Origin of the sequence: Lunatimonas salinarum, assembly GCF_017811155.1 — a bacterium.
GTDB classification, from domain to species: domain Bacteria; phylum Bacteroidota; class Bacteroidia; order Cytophagales; family Cyclobacteriaceae; genus Lunatimonas; species Lunatimonas salinarum.
This window is the reverse complement of the sequence record NZ_JACVCV010000004.1, coordinates 1-19331: the sequence shown is the minus strand read 5'-3', so window position 1 is coordinate 19331 and position 19331 is coordinate 1. Positions and strand designations below refer to the sequence as shown.

Annotated in this window: 16 protein-coding genes; 13 read left to right on the top strand and 3 right to left on the bottom strand. The window is 44.1% G+C overall.

What is annotated here, in order from left to right:
- The first annotated feature begins 163 nt into the window (after positions 1-163).
- Together IAQ59_RS05630 and IAQ59_RS05625 are read left to right on the top strand one after the other, a co-directional pair.
- Complete coding sequence (locus tag IAQ59_RS05630; RefSeq protein ID WP_209329825.1) at positions 164-778, top strand: NADPH-dependent F420 reductase; 615 nt, start codon at positions 164-166, stop codon at positions 776-778.
- A 231-nt stretch (positions 779-1009) separates the two neighbouring features.
- Entirely contained in the window at positions 1010-3976 is a 2967-nt protein-coding gene (locus tag IAQ59_RS05625; RefSeq protein WP_209329824.1) for an AsmA family protein, read from the top strand.
- A gap of 5 nt (positions 3977-3981) precedes the next feature.
- On the opposite strand, the gene IAQ59_RS05620 is transcribed toward IAQ59_RS05625, so the two are convergent.
- Both IAQ59_RS05620 and IAQ59_RS05615 read right to left on the bottom strand, forming a co-directional pair.
- On the bottom strand, positions 3982-4902 hold the full coding sequence (locus tag IAQ59_RS05620; RefSeq protein ID WP_209329823.1) for an AEC family transporter: 921 nt from the start codon (positions 4900-4902) through the stop codon (positions 3982-3984).
- 66 nt (positions 4903-4968) lie between these two features.
- Positions 4969-5343 carry a UDP-glucuronosyltransferase gene (locus IAQ59_RS05615; RefSeq protein WP_209329822.1) on the bottom strand — a complete coding sequence of 125 codons (375 nt, stop codon included), beginning with the start codon at positions 5341-5343 and terminating at the stop codon, positions 4969-4971.
- 156 nt (positions 5344-5499) lie between these two features.
- Between IAQ59_RS05615 and IAQ59_RS05610 the strand changes: the two genes are divergently transcribed.
- The 6 genes from IAQ59_RS05610 to IAQ59_RS05585 all read left to right on the top strand — a co-directional run bounded on the left by IAQ59_RS05610 (position 5500) and on the right by IAQ59_RS05585 (position 13643).
- Positions 5500-5892: a hypothetical protein gene (locus tag IAQ59_RS05610; protein ID WP_209329821.1), complete on the top strand. Its 393-nt coding sequence runs from the start codon at positions 5500-5502 to the stop codon at positions 5890-5892.
- A gap of 328 nt (positions 5893-6220) precedes the next feature.
- Positions 6221-8488, top strand: coding sequence for a TonB-dependent receptor (locus tag IAQ59_RS05605; RefSeq protein WP_209329820.1), 2268 nt, complete (start codon positions 6221-6223; stop codon positions 8486-8488).
- A 206-nt stretch (positions 8489-8694) separates the two neighbouring features.
- A complete protein-coding gene (locus IAQ59_RS05600) occupies positions 8695-9144 on the top strand; it encodes a ferritin-like domain-containing protein (protein ID WP_209329819.1) in 450 nt (149 codons plus the stop codon).
- A gap of 345 nt (positions 9145-9489) precedes the next feature.
- A complete protein-coding gene (locus IAQ59_RS05595; RefSeq protein ID WP_209329818.1) occupies positions 9490-10815 on the top strand; it encodes a M16 family metallopeptidase in 1326 nt (441 codons plus the stop codon).
- 30 nt (positions 10816-10845) lie between these two features.
- Positions 10846-12891 carry a M16 family metallopeptidase gene (locus IAQ59_RS05590; RefSeq protein WP_209329817.1) on the top strand — a complete coding sequence of 682 codons (2046 nt, stop codon included), beginning with the start codon at positions 10846-10848 and terminating at the stop codon, positions 12889-12891.
- A 32-nt stretch (positions 12892-12923) separates the two neighbouring features.
- Positions 12924-13643 (top strand): LolA-like protein, encoded by a 720-nt coding sequence (locus IAQ59_RS05585; protein ID WP_209329816.1) that lies wholly within the window; start codon positions 12924-12926, stop codon positions 13641-13643.
- 64 nt (positions 13644-13707) lie between these two features.
- Here the strand turns inward: IAQ59_RS05585 and IAQ59_RS05580 are convergent, their stop codons facing one another.
- Positions 13708-15351 (bottom strand): M61 family metallopeptidase, encoded by a 1644-nt coding sequence (locus tag IAQ59_RS05580; RefSeq protein WP_209329815.1) that lies wholly within the window; start codon positions 15349-15351, stop codon positions 13708-13710.
- A gap of 124 nt (positions 15352-15475) precedes the next feature.
- Between IAQ59_RS05580 and rpmH the strand changes: the two genes are divergently transcribed.
- From rpmH to IAQ59_RS05555, 5 genes are read left to right on the top strand one after another with little or no spacing between them, the layout of a single operon-like run.
- The gene (gene rpmH / locus IAQ59_RS05575; protein ID WP_209329814.1) at positions 15476-15634 is read left to right on the top strand and encodes a 50S ribosomal protein L34; all 159 of its coding nucleotides are present in this window, start codon (positions 15476-15478) and stop codon (positions 15632-15634) included.
- 40 nt (positions 15635-15674) lie between these two features.
- Positions 15675-16034 (top strand): ribonuclease P protein component, encoded by a 360-nt coding sequence (gene rnpA / locus IAQ59_RS05570; RefSeq protein ID WP_209329813.1) that lies wholly within the window; start codon positions 15675-15677, stop codon positions 16032-16034.
- Positions 16035-16047: 13 nt separating this feature from the next.
- Positions 16048-17718: a S41 family peptidase gene (locus IAQ59_RS05565; RefSeq protein ID WP_209329812.1), complete on the top strand. Its 1671-nt coding sequence runs from the start codon at positions 16048-16050 to the stop codon at positions 17716-17718.
- A gap of 27 nt (positions 17719-17745) precedes the next feature.
- Positions 17746-18435, top strand: a complete 690-nt coding sequence (gene tsaB, locus IAQ59_RS05560) for a tRNA (adenosine(37)-N6)-threonylcarbamoyltransferase complex dimerization subunit type 1 TsaB (protein ID WP_209329811.1) — start codon at positions 17746-17748, stop codon at positions 18433-18435.
- Positions 18432-18944 (top strand): DUF2480 family protein, encoded by a 513-nt coding sequence (locus IAQ59_RS05555; protein ID WP_209329810.1) that lies wholly within the window; start codon positions 18432-18434, stop codon positions 18942-18944. The genes tsaB and IAQ59_RS05555 overlap by 4 nt, the downstream gene beginning before the upstream one ends.
- Positions 18945-19331 lie beyond the last annotated feature (387 nt).

Here is a 19331-nt window from a genome sequence, read left to right as displayed (position 1 = left end):
GAACAAATTATTTGTTTATGTGAAAAATAACTGTTTACTTTCAGTGTTAGTTATACGCTTAACTTCGGTTTAGCTTAAAATCTAATCGGGAAAGTGCCCAATCATCCATCTGCTAGAACGGTTAATTAGCAAACCGAATCAAAATTCATCGCAAAAGACTACCATGAAGTTAGCTATATTAGGAGGAACCAATCTTGCCACAGCACTAGGGAATAAGTTTTTGGCCAGGGGTATGGATGTCGTTTTTGGAGTCAGGGAAGGTTTTCATGCCGGTCAGGTAGCCTGGAAGATCCTCCAAATGCAGAATCAATCCATGCTTACATTCCGAGAGGCCATTGATAAGGCAGATATTGTTTTTATTTGTAGTGACAACGACGTGTTGCCGCAGATCTGTGCTGCTATGAATGCAACGGATACCGTCGGGAAAATTTTGGTTGACTGTACCAATGGTACCTCCGAAAATGAATTGGGGGGCAATACCGGATTTATCCTAGAGCAAACCAATCATCCATCACTTTTCAAGGCGTTTAATAACTTGGGATTGGAGTATCCAAAATCGGATCCTTTGGGTTTGGTAAAGGAAACCTATTTTTGTGGCGATGGGGTAGAGAGTAGGCTGATCTTAAAGCGACTGATAGAGTTGATCGGTTTCAAGGCCATTGATGCGGGCAAATTAAAAAATGCCAAGTTACTGGACGCAGTATATCACCTTCGCAAAGAAATAGCGCATGTAAAAAATGGATACGGGGATTTTCATTTTAAGTTGATGTCGGTCTAAGAATTTCGGTCAGCCTTCTTAATAGTTTCAATAGGCAGCAGTTGCAGCGGGCTGTCTCCTGTTGGGGAAATTCTTAGGCGTTTTGGTGCCGACTTGTAGCAAAGTGCCTAAGCATTCTGTGGAAGGCACAATATTTGAGTATTTTTAGTCGGATTTATTCCTCATACGTTCAAATATAAAGGGCGGTTTCTTTTCTGTTTTTTTAAAAGGTCATTCTATACACGGATTCCAATGAAAAAGATAGCATATATCATACTGACATTATTCACAATATTGTTGATAGCCTTGATTTCGATTCCTTGGTTATTTAAGGATAGGATTATCCAACAGATGGAGAAGGAACTCGCAACATCTGTAAATGCCAAGGTGTTTTTTGACTACGATAAGGTCGGGCTGAGTGCCATTCGGCGATTTCCAAATATCACAGCTACCTTGGGCGATTTTGGAATCGTGGGAAATGAGCCCTTCGCTTCTGATACCCTCGTGGAAGTGGGTAATCTCCGCGTGGATCTTAACCTGTTTTCTGTTTTGTTTAAGGATTATCCAGAACTTACAGGCATTCGGTTGGAAGATGGTAATGTGTACATCAAAGTTTTATCAGATGGTCAGGCCAACTACGATATTACCTTTCCATCTGAAGCAGAGGAGGAGACAGCCTCTTCGGAGTTTAGGATTGGTGTAAATCGTATTGAAGTAGAAAATTTGGGGTTTATTTACGATGATCGGGAGTTAGATTTCTTCATCGCACTCGGGTCATTGGATTTACAAGGTGAGGGAGATTTCACTTTAGATGTATATGATTTGGCAGTGTCAGGCAGAGGAGATATTGTCCGCATGGATTACGAAGGTGCCAACTACCTGTACAATAAAAAAATGGCAGTGGATACCAAAGTGAATGTAAACCTGGATCAGATGGTGTTTTCTTTCGGAGATGGCGCTTTGTCGCTGAATGATTTTGGGTTTGGCTTGGATGGATCTATCGGGCTTCCCGACGATGGAATAGCGTTTGATTTGGACTTTTACGGGGTAGATAATACATTTAAAAGCTTATTGTCTTTGATTCCGGGCATGTATACGGATTCATTTTCAGGGCTAAAGACTTCGGGTCAAATGAATTTTGAGGGGTTTGTACGCGGGCTGTATACCGATGATCGGATGCCAGCCTTTCAGTTGGGACTTGAGGTCGTTGATGGCAAGTTCCAGTATCCTGACTTGCCGAGGCCGGTGCAGGAGGTACATATCGACCTGCTGGTTGATAATCCCTCAGGAGTTATAGAGCAAACCTCTATCAATCTTTCTGATTTTCGGCTTAGATTTGGTGATCAACCCATTTCGGGACGCTTATTAGTGGAAAATTTGGTTCACTATGACATGGATGGACAGTTGTCAGGAAAGGTGGATTTGGCAGAATTGACATCCATATTCCCTTTGGTTGGCATGCAACTCAAGGGGAGCATGTCGGTGGATGCCGCCGCCCAGGGCCGCTATGATAGTGCGGCCAATATGATTCCAAGGATTAACGCCAATGTGATTTTGGCAGATGGCTATGTGAAGAGTGTGGAATATCCAGCGGTCATCGAGGACATGGAAATCCGAACGAATATTACCAACACCTCCGGCAGGTTAAATGACTTGTTGATTGATATCCCTTCCTTTGGATTTAAGCTTGATGGGGAACCCGTTACAGGTTCATTGAGTATCCGCGACTTGGATAAGCTTATTTGGGATCTTGCCATACATGGTTCGGTAGACTTCGGTAAAATGATGGCGATTTTTCCAATGGAAGATGTGATTATGGAAGGGAAAATTCGCGCTGATATTGATTCTGAAGGCAGTTATGCAGATGTGGAGGCAGCTAGATATGACCGTGTATCGGTTGCTGGGGATATGATGGTGAGTGATTTCTTTTTTGCTTCGTCAGATTTGCCTCAAGGCATTCGAATTAGGGAGGCATCCACCGATTTTTCTCCTAATATCATTGAATTGAAAGCCTTTGATGCCCGCCTTGGCAAAAGTCCGGTCACTGCTACGGGCAGAGTTTCGAATTACCTAGGGTTTCTATTCGGGGAAACGGGTAAGGCTCTCAGCGGGAATTTGGACATACAATCGTCGAGTTTTAATGTCAACGAGTGGCTGACCTCCTCCGATGAACCTGCCAGCTCTGAGGAACCGCTGCAAGTGGTAGAATTGCCCAGAAATGTAGATTTTAACATGTCGATTGAAGCAGGGGAAATCCTGTATGATAATTTAATACTGAAAAATGCAAGGGGGGTTATGAATCTACAGGATGGGATATTGTCCTTCCGGGATTTTTCTACCAATACCCTAGGTGGACAATTGGGCTTTTCCGGATCGTATAATAGTCAGGACGTAAAGGAGCCGTTGTTCGATTTTGTATTTGATGTAAATGCATTGAGTGTGCAGGAGGCTTTTAGATCTTTCAATACCGTACAGGCCTTCGCTCCAGTTGCCGAACACGTTACGGGGTCCTTCACGACTCGTTTTGGGTTGTCCGGTATTTTGGGCCAAGATATGATGCCTGTATTGTCTTCGTTGGATGGGAAGGGATTGGTAAAGCTCGCAGAGACGGCCATCCGGGATAGTCAATTAATAAAGGGCATCACCACCCTCACCAAGTTGAACGACACCGCCACGCTGACTCTTCGGCCATTTAATGTTCAGATGGAAATTCAGGACGGCATGTTGAAAATTCCACCTTTTGATCTTCAGATTTGGGGCTATGAAAGCCGGATTCAGGGAAGTACGGGCTTTGACGGTTCTATCAGCTACTTGGTATCCATGCAAGTTCCCGCGGAGAAATTCGGGTCACAGATCAACAGCTTGGTTTCGGGACTTACCGGTACAGACCTGAGTGGGACGTCGATACCTCTCGCGATAAATATTGGGGGGACTTATGGGAATCCGAAGATAGGGCTAGCTACCGGCGAGGGACTCGAGGCCTACCTCACCAACACCCTCCGTTCTCGGATGGCTGCTTCTTCTGCAAGTGTGCAAGAACAAGTAGCGGCGGAATTTCAAGCGAAGGAAGATAGCTTGCGGCAGGAGATCAAAGAACGTGCGGAGGTTGTCAAAGACAGCGTGAAAGCAGAGGCGGAACGTGTGTTGGATCAGACAAAGGAGAAAGCGGCGGAAGAGGTACGGGGCTTGCTGCGGGGACTTACCCGGCCTAAACCCTGAGGTTATCAAAAAGTTTCCACCAGGTAGTACCAGAGTACCAGCGAAAGGAAGGACAGCGGAATTCCTAGTCCAACGAGGAGCGAGGCCATTTTTGGTCTAAGGTCATAAGTGGTTGCGATGATTGAGGAAGTGATCATGGGAGCCATACCCGCTTCCAGCACACTCACTTTATAAATTAAGCCCTGATCGCCGCTTTTATCCAAAAATAATCCGTATAGTATAAATATAACCAGGGGTGCTAATAGCAATTTGTAGCCAAGTCCATACCAAAGGTAATGGTCCTTGATGTCTTTGAGGTTGATTTGTAGCTGCATTCCCACGGCGATTAGCGCTATAGGTGTTAAGGTGGAAGCTAAGCTTTCTAAGATCGCTTCAAAGCTGCCCTTTATTTCAACTTGTGCCAGGTTGAGGGCGGCGGCTATTAGAAAAAACAAGAAGGGAGGGAAAAGGAGAACTTTTTTGGAAATGTCTCTTTTGCGCATTTTTTCTGATCCATAGATAGAAGCAACGATAATGGCTAGGCTACTTACCACAATAAAAGAACCCGGCTGGTCTACAAGCACCGCAATTTTTAAGCCCTCGGTGCCGTAGATGGCCTCGATAATCGGATACCCAACAAATCCCGTGTTTGAGAGTCCTCCACATACTATTAGACAGCCGATGGTATTGCGTTTCCAACCAAATTTTTTACCAATTTTCCCGAAAAGCAGCCAGGTTAGTGGGAAGATAATCCAAGCGACAAGAATTGGTAAAAGGATGGCTAAGCTTACTTCAATCTTAGAGATATGTAAAAGTGATATAGCTGGTAGCACTACGTAGATCAGGTACGCATTCAACGTGCGGGGGGCGTTTTCTGGAAAATCTTTGATTTTTCTCAAAAATACGCCGATAACGATACATAAAACAATCAGGTAGATGTTTGCCATAAATCACCGCAAATTTAGAAATAACCTGTGTTTTTTCAGCTTATTTCTACGGATCCATAGGATTATCTACAGGTATCCAAAATGTTTTCGCTTCTCGGCAAAGAAGGCCTCAAGCTGTGGATACAAGTTGCTCTTGGCGATAGGTATCCCGGAAAGAGTCAAATCCACATTTCCCAATCCTGCCCCAGGTTGCACCTCTAGCCGTTCTATCAGTACGATGAGCTCCTGAAGGGACAGCGGCTTTTGAGAATGGTCTGGAGTTAGTGAAAATTCATTTCCGTAAAAATCAATTGCCTCAAAATAAATGATACCATCGATGGTGGTAGCGTATAACGAGATTTCCTCTCCCCAGGTGCTTTCCGGATAGGTTAACTTGACGATTAGAGCGCTAGGTCCGGTTCCGTCAAAATAAGATTCCGGCGTAAAATCAAAATCAACCATGATGCAAAAATAAAAAATATCGGTCGCTTCACGATAGAGAACGCCTTCTACATCCAAAAATTAGCGGCTGAAACGGATATCCTTTGAATGATTTCGGGAATTAGGTACCTTTCCGCAAATAATTTGATGATATGATCGGTGTTTTAGAATAATTTGATGCGTAGGAAAAGGGAAATAGTGCCTGCTATCAGTCATGTCTTTCTGGTATTGATAATGCTGATGTTGGCAAACAATGTGGTTTTCTACCACGAGCACAATCTTTCCACAGGTGTGACCATTCGTCATGCGCATCCGTTTTTATCAGAGGAAGAAGAGCAAGAACGTGATCATACAGAAAACGAGCTTATTCTGTTGGATCTGCTTTCTCACGAAACGTATTTTTGGCCGGATGTGGTTTTCTATATGGAGCGGGAAGTGTTTGCATATGTAATCCAGCCCATTTCATATTTTTCGATTGCTCCTGCATTTGATTATCAGACGGTACTTTCCCTCCGTGGCCCTCCAGCTCTTTTTTGTCGGTTTTCATCACCTATCCAAAGGGTCGTCTAACTAGTCCTAAACCTTTCGCGAGGTTGCTTTCGGATATATAACCCGTGAATTTCCTTTTGAAACATAGATAGGTGTTTTCCTTTCTTATTAAATCAATTTATCATCGAAGTTAACTAGTGCCAAGTCTTACAGCTGGCAATAGGATATAGCCTATGTTCCGTTTGAAGGGTGGATGTCTCCACTTGTACGATGCTAGTTGACGGATGAAAAATCATTTATCCTACATGAAATCGAGCATGACGTTTCCGTCACACACTGGGATGCCCCGATAGCTATAGGGGCAAACATGCGAGATTCCATCTGGCCATTAAAAATCAATTATAGATAGATGAAATTATATCTTACAATAGCCTGTGTTTTTATGCTGCGGGTGGCCATGGGCCAAGCAGAAAATAATATGCTTTCCGGAACCGTATTGGACAACGATACCAAAGAACCCCTGCCTGGAGTGACGGTTTTTATTCCAGAGCTGAATAGAGGGACTGTTTCTGATTTGGAGGGATCGTTTGAGCTTGCTCTGCTGCCTGGCAGAGAGATTACCCTGCAATTTACCTTTGTAGGGTATGGTACGAAGATTATAAGGTCAAACCCTGCCAACCAGAGGAGATTGGTCGTATCTATGAAACAGTCCACCACCACGGTGGATGAGGTGGTGGTTTCGGGGGCGTATGTGATGAGCAAAGAAAGCTCTCCGATATCGATAGAGAAGATCAATAAGACTGCCATCCTCAAGGCCCCTGCACCGAGTCTAATGTCCGCATTGGCAAGGACCCCAGGAGTCAGCGAGATTTCATTAGGCCCTGGAATAAGCAAGCCGGTAATACGGGGCTTGTCTTTCAGTCGTGTATTGTCGGTGTACCAAGGTGCCCGTTTTGAAAATCAGCAATGGGGGGCAGATCATGGATTGGGAATGACAGAGACGGGTATAGGAAGTGTCGAGTTGATAAAGGGCCCAGCTTCCATTATCTATGGATCGGGTGCAATGGCGGGCGTTGTACACCTGGTCGAAGATTCGGATGCGGCCTCGGGTGAGGTTAGCGGTGACCTTACGCTCAGAGGTTACTCCAATTCGCTGGGCGGCCGAGTAGAAACGGGGGTAAAAGGAGCATCGGAGTCTGGTGTTATCTGGTCTCTGCGTGCAGCCACAGAGTCCCACACAGATTATTTGGACGGCGATGGGAATGCGGTGGGTAATACACGGTTTAGCACCCAAAATATCAAGGCGGGTATGGGAATACAACGAAAATGGGGCGACACCCGCATTCGATACACCTACCTGACACAGCGGCTCGGCATATTAGAGGAGGATTTGATGGGCGATCTGGTAACTACCCGAAATGACCGTAGACGTCAACTGCCATTTCAAGATGTGAAAGATCACTTTCTCAATTCAGAAACCAACGTATTCTTGGGAGAGGATAAGGTAAAGATTACGCTTGGGTATCACTGGAATTTCCGGCAGGAAGTCGAGGAGAATTTTGACGAAGTGGATCTAGGTCTTAATCAGCGTAATTTCATGTATGACCTTAAGTATTATAAAGCGATTACCGAACATACGGAGGCCATTTTTGGTGTGCAGGGGTTTTACCTTCAAAATCAAAATCAGGAAGCAGCAGCCGAAATATTGATTCCTGATGCGACGAAAGACGATCGTTCAGTTTATGGCCTGTTGAATTTTAATAAAGAGGCATGGGTCGTGCAGGGAGGACTAAGGTATGATGTTCGGCGGGTGAAGGCGGATGCAAGTAGGCAGAAGTTTGTCGATTATGGCTTCTTACTCCCCGGGGAGCCGGAAAACAGGCAATTAGTCAATGAGTTTAACGGGGTGACGGCCAGTGGGGGGGCTACTTTTCGGCCGGATAACTATTGGCGGGTTAGGCTGAATATCGCCTCCGGCTTCCGTGCGCCGGATTTGGCAGAGCTATATTCCAACGGGCCACACCCCGGAACATCCCGTTTTGAGCGGGGAAATGCCGGTTTTGGGCGGGAGCAAAACTTGCAGGGAGACATGGGGATTAGGTATCAGACAGATGACTTTTCACTGTCCGGAGAAGTATTTTATAACCATGTAAATAATTACCTCTTTTTTGCACCAACTGGAGAGAATGTGGGGAATTTGATCTTATGGCAATTTGAGCAGGACAATGCGAGGCTTTATGGTGGGGAAGGCCTGCTGGATATTCACCCCAAGTCGCTGAAATGGTTTTCCGCTTCTACCTCTTACAGTATGGTGATCGGTAAGAGAAGATCAGATAACTCCTATTTGCCGTATATCCCTGCATTTCGATGGAACAAGGAGCTAACCATCGAATTGTCAGATTTTGGCAAATTCAGCAAGCCCTATGTAGGGGTCTCTGGTGTGTTGGTTTTTGATCAGAATAGATCGGCTGCAATGGAGGATTCGACACCAGGATATTACCTATTAGGACTTAATGTTGGAAGTACTTTGTTGATTGGGGGTAAGCAAGTAGATACCTACATCAATGGCACAAACCTGCTGAATCAAACCTTCTTGGATCACATGTCTCTCTACAGGCCATTGGGTATACATCAAATAGGAAGGAATGTATCGTTGAATATCAAGCTTTCCTTTTAAAGTGAGGAGGATGTCGGTGATTTGCGCACTGTCACCGTATCTATTTTCTTTAGCGGCTTTAGGCGCAAGGGAGGCCTTTTGGAGCTGCTTAGATGTGTTTTCTGTGGTTGAGGGCCTTCTTAGGGATTTTAAGGGGATGGTTTTGTCTAGGTTTCTTTTCGTATTTCAGTTAATATGGCGTTATTTGGGTAAAAAGAAAACTGCCTATGAAGCCAAAGAAGGAACTTGTTCATGATTTGAATGACTTATTGGAGAGGAATTACGATGCAATACAGGGCTACAAGGACGCCGCCCGTAATGTGACCAATGAGGAGTTGAAGCGTTTTTTTATTAATCAAGCGAAAGAGCGCCTAAAGCTCTCGGAGGAGGTCAAAGTAGAGATCAGGTTGTTGGGCGGAAATCCGGTGAAAGAAGGTAGTCTCTTGGGTATTTTTCACCGGTCTTGGATGAATTTTAAAACTTCCTTGAATCATGACAACGAAAAGGAAGTGTGTCAGGCCTGTATTACAGGGGAAGAAAAGGCCGTGCGGGAGTATGATCAGCTTCTAGACCAAAAAGGTGCATGGAGTGATCGATTAAAGCTCGAGTTACAAGGCCATAGATCCACAACATTACAGGCAATCCGTGATTTAGAATCATTGAAAGAAAAGTTTTAAATGAAATTAAAGGTGATGGTTTCATTTTGATTTTTCTTTTTTTATTTTTATTTCGGGGTTTTCGAACAATTATGGTCGGTTTTGAGGTTTTGAGTTGGTATTGATTTTGTTTAGTACATGAACTACTATTTGTAGTGGTGTACATTAAAGAATGGTGGCATCCTTCACGTGAATTTTTGCCGGCTTAGGGCATTAAGGCATGAAAAGGCTGCCTGTTTATATAATAAGATGGGGGTAATTCTGACTTGTCGTCTTCCAATGCTGTAAATGCTTATTGGCGGTCGGCAACGAAGGGTTAAAACGCAGAAGATAAGTTGTGACCACTATAAAGCAAATGATAATCTTATGACAAAAACGATCCTTTACACCTGGATGGCGTTGTTTTGCAGCTTCTCGCTGTATGCCCAAAACACCATTGAATTTAAGGAAGTTACCTTAGACAATGGCTTACATGTAATCATGCATCAGGATAATAGTACACCGATCGTAGCTGTATCGGTGCTTTATCATGTAGGGTCAAAAAATGAGAAACCCGATAGAACGGGTTTTGCGCATTTTTTTGAACACCTGTTGTTTGAAGGAACCGAAAATATCGGTAGAGGGGAATACATGAATAAAATACAGGCCATTGGTGGCACATTGAACGCATTCACCTCGAATGATATTACCTATTACTACGAGATCGTCCCTTCCAACTATCTGGAGACAGCACTTTATATGGAAAGTGAGCGCATGCTCCACCCGAAAATCGATCAGATTGGCGTGGATACGCAGCGAGAGGTGATAAAGGAAGAGAAAAGGCAATCATACGATAACAGGCCTTATGGGACTATTCTTCCGGAGACCATGAAGCGTGCCTTTAAGGAACATCCCTACAGGTGGGCGGTGATAGGATCTATGGAGGATTTAGACGCCGCCCGGTTGGATGAATTTATCGGGTTCCACAAAGCCTATTACGTGCCGAATAATGCTACCCTTACAATTGCTGGGGATATTGAGTATGCGCAGGCAGAGAAATGGGTAAGAGCCTACTTTGGAGAGATACCTTCTGGGCCGAGCGATTTTTACCGGCCCAATGTGAAGGAACCTCGGAAAACCAATGAAATCAGAGATATCGTATACGATAACATACAAATACCAGCGATCATTCAGGCGTACAACCTACCGCCAAAGAGTCACCCTGATTCTTACGCAATGGAGATGTTGTCTACCTACTTGACCGGTGGTAACTCCTCGCTGATGACCAAGGAGTTGGTAGACAATCAACAGAAGGCACTGGCTGTTCAGGCCATCCCTTTGGATCTAGAGGATGGTGGGGTTTTTATCATGTATGCGCTCACAAATATGGGGGTTGAGCCAGAAGCACTTGAATCGGAGATAGACAGGCTGCTTGTGGACGTGCAACAAAAAGGAGTTTCTGAAAGCGATTTTCAGAAGCTTCAGAATATCATTGAGAATGATCTGGTTAGCAAAAACAGCTCTATGGACGGTATCGCTCAGAATTTGGCTGAGGCCCATGTGTTCTATGGAAGTACAGATTACATCAACCGGGAATTGGATCAGTTTCGAAAAGTGAAGCGAGAAGATCTTCAACGGGTCGCAAACGAGTACATCAACCTAGCGGGTCGGGTGGTTCTACACTATCTTCCAAAAACTGCACAAGCAGAGTAACCATTTTTCACCTTAAAAATCGCATAAAAAATGAAAAAGCTGTTACTAGTTATTTTGTCAATTGCATTGGTTCAGGTAGCAGATGCGCAGGTTGATCGTTCAACGTATCCAGAACCTGGGCCAGCTCCAGAAATTAAGCTTGGAGAGGTGGCTACCTTTACACTTCAGAATGGGTTAAAGGTATTTGTGGTAGAGAACAGAAAGCTTCCGAGGATAGCATTTTCCTTGGTATTGGACCGTGATCCACTCTTGCAGGGTGAAAAGGCGGGGATGCTGGATTTGTTTGGTGATATGATGATGGGTGGTACGGCTAGCAGAAGCAAGGATGAATTGGATGAAGAAGTAGATTTTATCGGCGCATCGTTAAGTGCAACTTCTACGTCGCTTTTTGCTTCTGCCCTGACCAAGAACAGGGATAAAATTGTCGAGTTAATGACCGACGTGCTCTATAATCCTATCTTTCCTGAAAATGAGCTGGATAAGTTGAAGAAGCAGGCAATTTCCGGTTTGGCAGCCAGTAAAGACGATCCAAATTCGATCTCCGCCAGACTTACGGCAGCCTTGAACTATGGAAAGGACCATCCCTATGGAGAGACGTATAGTGAGGCAACGATCAATAACATAACCACACTGGATGTAAAACAATACTATGAAACCTACTTTAAACCAAATATATCCTATTTAGCGATTGTAGGAGACATTTCTCCCGAAGATGCCGAAAGCCTGGTGAGGGAGCATTTTAGTAATTGGGAACAAGGAGAAGTGCCTCGCCATCTATACGGTATGCCAACGCTACCGGATAAGAATACCGTCGCTTTGGTAGATCGTTCATCTGCAGTCCAAACAGTCGTAAATATTACTTACCCCTTGGAAATGAAGCTTAGCCACCCGGATTTTTTTGTGACAAGGCTAATGAATTATGTGTTGGGTGGCGGTGCATCCTCCCGTTTATTCATGAACCTGCGAGAAGACAAAGGCTACACCTATGGGGCTTATTCTTCTATCGGTTCGGATAAGCTGGTGACCAGTTTTTCAGCTAGGGCGAGCGTCAAGCAAACGGCCACTGACAGCGCCATTCATGAGATGATCTATGAGATCAAGCATTTGGCCGAAAATGGCATTACAGATTCTGAACTCCAAGCCGCCAAAGCTAACCTCGGCGGGTCTTTTGGCAGATCTCTGGAGAGTCCTTCTACCATTGCGAGTTTTGCAATAAATACCGAGCGATATGGTTTACCGGCTGATTTTTATGCGAATTACTTAAAGCAATTAAATGCAGTCACTGTGGATCAAGTCAATAGCGCAGCTCGGAAATATCTAAAGCCAGAAAACCTGTATATTACAGCTGTGGGCAATGCGCGGGAGATTGAGGATAGGTTGAACGTTTTTGGCGAACTCACACGGTATACGAATATGGGGGATGTGCAGAAGGAAATCGATTTGGGAGATCAGGCCCTCGATGCATCAGGTATCCTTCAGGCTTACTTGGAAGCAATCGGCGGAGTAGGTCCGGCAGAAAATATCAAGACACTAAAAATGGAGTTATCTACGGAAATTCAGGGCAATAAGATCTCGATGATAATGGTGCAGGACGTTCCAAATGAAATCATGGTTCAAAAAGTATTGATGGCAGGTAACGAGGTAAGCAAGACGATTATGAAAGACGGTAAGGCTACCATCAGCGCCATGGGCCAATCCCAAACGTTGCCTGATGAGCAATTTGAATACCTTAAAATGTCGATGTGGGCGGTTCCTGAGTTGTTCTATGAGACAATGGGATACACCCTTTCAGTCGACGGAGTGACCGAGATAGACGGAGAAGCAGCCTATAAGTTGATCATTACCAATCCCACTGGTGGAGAGCTGGTTAATTATTACAGTGTAGCCACAGGCTTAAAGCTACGAAGTGAGGATAGCCTCAGCGGAGAGACCACCTACAAGAACTACGAAGCCTATGAAGGAGTACTGTTGCCGGTGTCTTTGTCGGTGCAAAGTCCCATGATCCCCGTTCCCTTGGAGTTTGAAGTCCAGGAATTGGAAGTAAACGGACCGGTTTCTGAGCAAGACTTAAATTAATTATTCTTTTTTGTACCTAAACCAATAAACACATGCAACGATCTATCAGAATAATTGCCCTAGCGGTGCTGTTTCATAGCACTTTTCGGTTGTTTGCCTATTCAGATGGGCCAGGGTATTCGGTAAAAGAAAAGACTCCGGATGAAATTATCAATAGCTATGTGACAGCGGTGGGGGGGATGGAGAAAATAAAGGGAGTGCGTAATATGGTCATGGTCATGGAGGCAAGTATTCAAGGGATGACTCTCGAAATCAGCTCTACAAGTGATCAGGAAAACAAAAGGTTGGTGCAGCAGACGGCAATGAATGGAAACGTGGTACAAAAAACCATCGTGAAGGATGGGAAAGGGTTCATTTCAGCGATGGGACAGGTACAGGAGTTACAGTCTGAGCAGTTGGATGCTGTCAACGCCCAGATTTTTGTTTTCCCTGAAATTCATTATGAGCGATTGGGGTATACACTTTCCTCAGAAGGGGAGAGTGAGGTAGACGGGGAAAAGGTACATGTGTTGAAAATCGTGACGAAGACTGGGATAGAAACCAAGGAGTATTATAGTGTTCAATCTGGGTTAAAGCTGAGAACTTCTTCCGAGCAAGCGGGGGACATATCCTACAGCGATTATCGAGAGGTAGATGGCCTTAAAATACCCCATAAAATGGCCATCTCGAATGCGATGCTGCCCATGCCCATTGAGGCCACTTTGGTAATGGCCAAGTTTAATGACAATTTGGACAGTTCGCTTTTTGAGTAAATTGATAGTTCAATAACTACAAAAGCAAAGCTCGTAAGTCATACCTTTCGAGCTTTGTTTTTTCTCAGCGCATCCATTGATTCCGTAACGGATTATTGCTGGCTTCACCGATTAGTACATAATTTTCAAAATAAGGGCGATCTGTTTTTGGTAATTTGATAGACAGGGGCTTGCCGTTTCGGGTGATGTGCAATTCCAGAAGTTGTGCGGTAAAGTCTTTTTTATTAATCTGATCGCCCCGCATTAAATGCAGGTATGCCGGTGCATCAGGGTGCAATTGGGTGATTTTGCCGGAATCATCTGCTAAAATCCCAAATGGTGTTCCCAAGCTGTTAGGGATATTTTCTGTGCGGATCACGATATCCAAGTCCCTTAAAAACTTCCGCAATGTAGGAAGCAGGTCTTCGGTTCCAAAAATAAACTTCTGAAAGAAAGTGCTTACAAATGAGATGTCTCCTGCGCATTGCGCCACTAAAGACTGAAATGTAACCAAAGAATACCCCTTTTCTTGTCTTCCATACTCGCGCCACATGTACTTCATCACATCTTCCAAAGAAGAATGGCGCTGCATTAAATAAACATCCAAGCAAAGGGAAATCAACGCGCCACGATTATAGATGCTGACTTTTTTATCCGGAATCCCGGGCTTGTACCCATCGAGCCACAGATCAAAGCTCGATTCGGCAATCGATTGGTGTTTCCAGCCTTGGCTGAGCCCTTCCCGGTTTAGGCGTTTCGCGATTTCGGCAAGGTACTGAGAAAGGGAAAAAAATCCTGAGCGCAATAAATACATATCACCAAAATAGGTGGTTACACCTTCAGCGACGACTCCTTCTTGCAGATAAGCTTCTTTGGATAGGTCGTAGGGAAGGATTACGGCAGGCCGGATACGGCAAACGTTCCAAAAATGATATAACTCATGTGAACTCACCCCAATAAGCTCTGAAAGTTCGTTCGGATCGGTCAAAGATGCCGCAGGCCCATAAGTGATGACGGTAGAGAATTTATGCTCTACACCATGATAATGGGTGTAAGGCAGTAGTTGAAATATAAAGTGGTAGTTTTCGGCTGGGAACTCACCGAATGCGGCTATCTGCCTGTTGGTAAGTGTACGGAAGACTTCGATCAGGGAAGCCATGTCAAAGTATATGTCTCCCATAAACCAAAGGTGAAAAGTTGAATTTTCTACCTGATAACTCTCATGCTGAAGGGAAGCAGATGCAATAAATGGGGAGTCAATTAGTTGCTGATAATCGAAGGCCCAAAATTTTAAGTGGGTTAGTTGAACAAGGGAAGTTGCCACTTGGTAGTTTTCCGGCACCTCAATCGCTACTGTAATCTCTTCATGGCTTCGGCCTTCAATGGCGAAAGCAATATTGCTGAAGTTCACATAAACCTGTTCTGTATCAGCCCAGCAGCCTCCTGCATCCATTTGCGCGGCATAATATTCGTATTCTACCATGTATTCACCGGGCTGTTCGGCCCGAAAGACCCACAGGTCTTTGGATAATTTTTGCATAGGCACCAGCCTATCCTGCGAAAAGATGGTGATTTTTCGTATGTTCTGCGCATAGTTGGCCAGTTCGTACCTTCCGGGTCTCCATGCGGGAAGTTGCAGTGAAACTACCTCGCCAGCTTGACAGTCAAGTTTGAGTTCGACCTGAATGTATTGTGACGTTGGAATGTTTTGAGAGATTTTATAATGCATGAAAGATCGGGGTGTTTGTCAAACAAAAGTAATAGGCTCGTTTGTAATTAAAAAAAACATACCTATCTTTGCACTCCTTTTACTGTTGCATATAGTGTCGTATAAGAATTAAATAGATAGAGAAATGAAAAGAACATTCCAGCCTTCCCGTAGAAAACGAAGAAACAAGCACGGTTTCCGAAAAAGGATGTCTACAGCGAATGGAAGAAACGTCCTTAAAGCGAGAAGGGCAAAAGGTCGGCACAAACTTACTGTTTCTTCCGAGAAGACGCTCAAGAAGTAATATTGTATGTCTAGGGGGTGTATTTTAGTATCTCCAAGGTATGGATCGTAAATTTCCAAAATCGGAAAGATTGCATTCCAGAAAGTCAATCAAGGAACTTTTTGATAAAAGTTCCTCTTTTTTTTTATATCCATTCAAAGTGGTTTTTTTTGTTCGGGAGTCTGTTGGAACTGATCAGGTGTTAATTTCTGTTTCAAAAAGGAAATTGCGCAAGGCAACTGACCGGAATTGGGTGAAGCGGAGAATTCGCGAGGCCTACAGACACCACAAACACCTCATGAAAGGGAATCCCGATCGACACAAACATATCGGGATTATTTACGTATCTTCTGACTTGATACCATATGACATCGTTCAGAAGAAGATTGAGACAATTCTAAGAAAGCTCAGTAAACTATAATCATCAATCCACTATGCGGCCCAACTCACAAAAAATAAGTCCAAAGAAAGCGACGCTTTATTTCTCGATTATTATTGGACTTGGCTTGGCTTTTTCGTTCACTTTCAAGAACGATAAGCTTTTTGAGATAGCAAAGAGCCTGGATATTTTTGCCTCCTTGATTCGCGAGTTGGATTCATACTACGTGGATGAAATCGATCCCGATGTCTTGGTGACCGTGGGTATTCAGGCAATGCTGGAGGAGTTGGACCCTTATACGGAATTTATACCGGAGGAAGAGCAGGATGATTTTCGGATGATGACTACTGGTGAGTATGGAGGTGTAGGTGCCTTGATTGGCAACAGGACAGGAACGAACATGATACTTATGCCCTACACTGGATTTCCGGCACAGGTAGCTGGATTAAGAATTGGGGATGAGATTTTGCGTGTAGACTCCGTGGATGTGACGGAAAAAGCAACATCGGATATTTCCAAGTTACTGAAAGGGCCTGCAAACACCAGTCTGATGGTGCAGGTAAAACGTGGGGCTGACACCCTTGCGTTTAACCTGACCCGACGAAAAATTGTTATTAGCAATGTGCCCTACTACGGGATGATCGATGCTGAAACTGGCTATATAAAGCTGAGTGACTTTACTACGAATGCCGGAGCGGAAGTCAGGGATGCACTTGTTCAGCTAAAAGGGCAAGGCATGAAGAAATTAATATTGGATGTTCGGGATAATCCCGGAGGCATCCTACGAGAGGCTGTGGAAGTTGTGAATCTTTTTATTCCAAAAGGAAAGGAGGTGGTCCGCACCATAGGCAAGCTCCAATCCGTAAACACTGTGTACAAGACCGAGAAATCTCCCGTAGATAAAGAAATTGATTTGGCATTATTGATTAATGAGCGCAGTGCGTCGGCGGCCGAGATTGTAGCGGGTGCACTGCAGGATTACGACCGCGCGGTATTGGTGGGAAGGAAAACCTTCGGTAAGGGATTGGTACAGAGCACCATTCCGCTGTCATATAATTCGCAAGTGAAGCTGACAACGGCTAAGTATTACATCCCCAGCGGGCGATGTATCCAGGCGATTGATTACAGTCTAAAGGATGATGAAGGAAATGGGAGAAGTGTGGCAGATTCTCTCCGAAAGGAATTTACCACCAAAAATGGCCGGATTGTATTGGACGGAGGAGGGATAGAACCGGATGAATCGGTGGAAGTGGAAAACTTTGCACCGATCACGTATAGCCTAGTTGGTAGGAGCTTGATATTTGAGTATGCCAATAAGTTTTCATTGGAAAATGGAGAGATATCCAAGCCAAGGGAATTCGAGGTTACAGATGCCATGTACGATGAATTTGTAGACTGGCTAGGAGATAAGGAATATGACTATGTCACGCGGGTAGAACGTGCGATTGAAGATTTAGAGAAATATGCGGAAACGGAAAAATACTTCGAAGATATCAAGGGAGAGATTGCATCCCTCAAAAAGAGTGTCAATCATAGCAAAGAGCAGGATTTGATCACTTTTAAAGACGAAATCAAAAGGGCATTAAGGGAAGAGATAGTGTCGAGGTATTATTTTCAAGAGGGGGTTATTGAGGCTTCCTTTTACGCGGACAAGGATATTGACGAGGCGGTACGCATTCTGAGTGATAATCGTTTGTTTGCAATGAAGCTCAGCCCGGAGAAGTAGTGGCATTTTCTGAAGAATGGGTTCACTATGGCGAAAATACTTTCTATAGAAACAGCAGCAAGGGTTTGTTCGGTGGCAGTACATGACGGTGGTAGCTTTCTTGGACTGTATGAGTTAAATCTAGAAAATATTCACGGAAGAAAACTTATCCCACTAGTGAAGCAGTTGTTGGCTTCGCTGGGGTTAGAGGGGCCTGAGCTTGACGGCATTGCAGTCTCTCAAGGACCCGGTTCTTACACTGGATTACGTATCGGTGTCTCTACGGCCAAAGGATTGGCCTACGCGTGGGATCTACCACTTATTGGTGTTGGCACGCTAGATGCACTAGCTAGAAATACCAATTGTTTTGCAAGGGATGGAGATGTGGTAATTCCAGTATTAGATGCCCGCAGAATGGAAGTATATGCCAAGGTGCTTGATTCAAAAGGGAGGGAGTTGGAAGGCGTTTCACCGGTAGTTGTTGATGAATTTTCCTTTCAGAAGTATGCCGATCGGACAAATATTTTCATTATAGGAGATGCAGTTCCCAAGCTTAGGAAGGTGTTAATGCATCCAAATATGTGGTTGATTGAAAAGTTCAACACCGCAAGAACCGTAGGAGAGATTGCCATGGAATCTTATCAGGCCGGATCTTTCGAAGATATAGCTTATTTTGAACCGAACTACCTAAAGGAATTTAGGGTTGTTACCTCCAAAAAGGGATTGTTGCACGTATGAATGATATCGTAAATAGGGTAGAAAGGAGCGGGATTGTATCATTTAACTTAGAGGAATACTATCCGCAGGGCGAGCGAGTTGTTTTTGACCTCAAGCCCTTTCTCTTTCAGGAGATGATATTAAGGGAGAAAGATTTCAGACATGCTTTAAAGGAATTGGACTGGTCACAGTATGAGGGTAAATATGTAGCGATATCTAACAGCGTGGATGCCATTGTACCGACATGGGCATATATGTTGGTAATGACTTACTTGGTGCCTGTGGCTAAAGAGGCTGTCATAGGAGGGCTTGATGAATTGGAGAGGTATTTAATGATGAAGGTTTTGGACGAGATAGACCCTTCTGACTTTCAGGGTAAATTTGTGGTGGTAAAAGGCTGTAGCAAGTATCCTGTTCCATTACAGGCTTACGGGGAGGTAGTAAAACTGCTATTTGGAACGGCGCGTAGTATCATGTTTGGAGAACCTTGCAGTACGGTACCACTTTGGAAGGAGAAGCAGTTGAAATAATTTCCATTTTGTAAGCACTGTTTTTGGTAAATTTAAGAAAGAGCCCTATGTTTGCAATCCCGTTAGAGATGCTGACGGTTGTCCGGTAAGAAAAGTGGCCGCTTATTGTTAGTTTGAAAAGAGAGTCGAAAAAGAAAAAGTGATTTATTTTTAGATTCCTTTTGCAGATTAAAAAAATAACTCGATATTTGCACTCGCTTTTGGGATTCAAGGCTGATGATAGCCGACAAAAATCCTCAATTCAGCTTGAACGAAGCTGAAAAAGTTCTTTGAAGTAATGTAAGACAGCAAACTAAATAAACTGTGAAAGCCGATTTGATTCGGTTCAGATAATTATTTTCCTTTTGTTTAAGGAGAGCCAAGAACTTTACAATGGAGAGTTTGATC